3 protein-coding genes are annotated in these 2,430 nt (G+C 33.2%); 1 reads left to right on the top strand and 2 read right to left on the bottom strand.

The genetic code is table 11. The features are described 5' to 3' along the window. Nucleotides 1-673: restriction endonuclease subunit S (locus FC66_RS07765; RefSeq protein WP_235804055.1), on the top strand; the 673-nt coding region annotated here is incomplete at its 5' end. 57 nt (nt 674-730) lie between these two features. On the opposite strand, the gene FC66_RS07760 is transcribed toward FC66_RS07765, so the two are convergent. After that, entirely contained in the window at nt 731-1,660 is a 930-nt protein-coding gene (locus tag FC66_RS07760) for a site-specific integrase (protein WP_057974806.1), read from the bottom strand. 82 nt (nt 1,661-1,742) lie between these two features. Continuing rightward, on the bottom strand, nt 1,743-2,430 hold a 688-nt coding region (locus FC66_RS07755; protein ID WP_235804054.1), incomplete at its 5' end, for a restriction endonuclease subunit S.

The following is a 2,430-nucleotide window of genomic DNA, read 5'->3' as shown; positions in this document are numbered from 1 at the left end:
TTTAGATAACACTATCGCTCTTCATCAGAAAGGGCTACCTGAGCTAAAAGAAATCAATCAAGCATTTTTACAGGGAATGCTCTCAAAAAATAATGTACTTCCACCAAAAATAAGGTTCGCTACTTTCATAGGGGATTGGGAACAGCGTAAGCTTGGTGAAGCAGTATCATTTTTAAATGGCAAAGCATATAAACAACAGGAGCTATTGAATGAAGGTAAGTACCGGGTTCTACGGGTAGGAAATTTTAACACCAATAACAAATGGTATTACTCTGATTTAGAACTCGAAGAAAATAAATATGCTAATCGGGGGGATTTGTTGTATCTTTGGGCTACGGACTTTAAACCAGAAATATGGACACATGAACGCGTTATTTTTCATTATCATATATGGAAGTTAGTAATTACGACCACAGATGTTGATAAGCAGTTCTTATATGTCTGGTTGATGAATGATAGGGAACAGATTAAAAAAAATACAAACGGAACTACCATGGTTCATGTTACAAAAGGAAATATGGAGCAGAGGTTATTCGGATTTCCCAGTAACGAGGAACAAGTTAAACTGGGATTATTTTTCAAAAAATTTGCTTCCATCATTGATTTACATCAACAAAAAATCGATAAACTCCAACAAATAAAAAAGGCGTACCTTCAAAAAATGTTTATATAATTATAAAAAGATTGAATTCAGAAATAAAATTGAATTCAATCTTTTTAGTTTTGTTATTTACATTAAAGAAGCAAGGTGTTGCATAATCTTATCATTATCCTTGTTTTCTAATTCTTGAATAATGTGCAAGTATGTTTCTTGCGTAGTCGTCATGCTAGAATGGCCTAATCGTGTCGCAACGCTCGCAATCGATACTCCCGCAAATAGAAGTAGTGATGCATGAGTATGCCTTAATCCATGAACTGTAATAACTGGACTATCAGCTTTTTCACAAAGTACTTTCAATCGATTGTTCACGGTTGAATTAAATACACGACTCTTCACAAAAATAGGTTCATCCGGATCCAACCCTTTAATCAACTGAGAAAATTGCATAGCCGTTTGCCAATCAATTTGAATTTTTCGTTTAGAGGATTCATTCTTTGTTTCTTGAAAGCTACCATGAGCTCGCTTATAATTCCATGTTTTATTCACGGTTAATTTTTGTTTCGAAAAGTCGAAATCGTTAGGCGTTAGCCCGAGTGCTTCAGAAAAGCGTAGTCCCGTTTTCGCAACTAATAGAATAAACCAATCCCAATTGATTTCGGCAGCCAAGTTCATTTCTCGAAACAACGCTTGAATTTCAAATTGATTGAGAAATTTTATTTTCTTCTCGCTGGGTGCTCGTCCTTTAATAATAACTTTCCTAGTTGGATTTTTATCAATAATACCTTCATCTACTGCGTCCATAATGGACCCTTTTATTTGATGATGAAAATCCATCGTTGTTTGTCGTTCATGCGTAATCGCATACTCGTTCAATAATTCTTGATAACGTTGTCGATTCAATTCACCCATCTTTAACTTTGGCGCCAGTTCGACTAATCGTTGGGTCGTCATTCGATATTTTTGTAACGTGACCTGTCGTACCGCACCTACCTTGTATAATTCCACCCATTCTTCAAAATAATCATAAAATAGTTGTTCCTTCTTCTTTTTGCTTATCATACAAAAACCTCCTAAATTATAGTTGATGATTTAATCATCTTCTTTATTATTTAGGAGGTTAACGATTACTTCAAAGATAACGTTAGATAAACATTTTTTGAAGGTAAGCTTTTTTGATTTGTTGGATTTTTTTGATTTTTATTTGATGAAGAGCGATAGTGGTGTCTAATTTTTTTAAAAATAACGCATATTTATTTTGCTCTTGATACTCAGGTAACATTATTGTTAATTTTTTTAGAATTGAACCAGATAAATTTCCTTGCCCACCTTGTAAATATTTAGAAATAATTTTTTGTTTTTGCATCATTAAGTATTGTGTAATAAATTGAGAATTATAATTGTCTTTTGGTTTAATTACTAAAATTGCTTGATTGATAGCTCCATTAATTGAAGATATTCCCACCTCGCCACTTGTGGCCCCATACAATGCATACAAGATATCTCCAATGTTAACCATCTTTGCTGAAGAATTACTTAATCCTTTTTCTGTAATATATAACTCAGTTTTATTTTTATTAATTTCACCTGATCTAATAAATGGAAGTGACCCCTTATAATATTCTGCTCTGTTAACAGTTGGGGTTCCTCCTGAATAGCTAGTAGAAATTTCACCTAACTTACGCTGTTCCCAATCTTCCGAAAAATCAGCAAATCTTAATCTTGGATACATAGCTTTATCATCTTCTGGAAACATAAACTGTAAGAAACCTTTTTTTAGTTTATATAACTTATCTAGCCTATCTTGATGAAGAGCGATAGTGTTATCTAAA

Source organism: Dellaglioa algida DSM 15638 (assembly GCF_001434695.1).
Classification (GTDB): Bacteria; Bacillota; Bacilli; order Lactobacillales; family Lactobacillaceae; genus Dellaglioa; species Dellaglioa algida.
The sequence above is the reverse complement of the archived record's forward strand: the minus strand, read 5'-3'. Positions and strand labels throughout refer to the sequence as shown.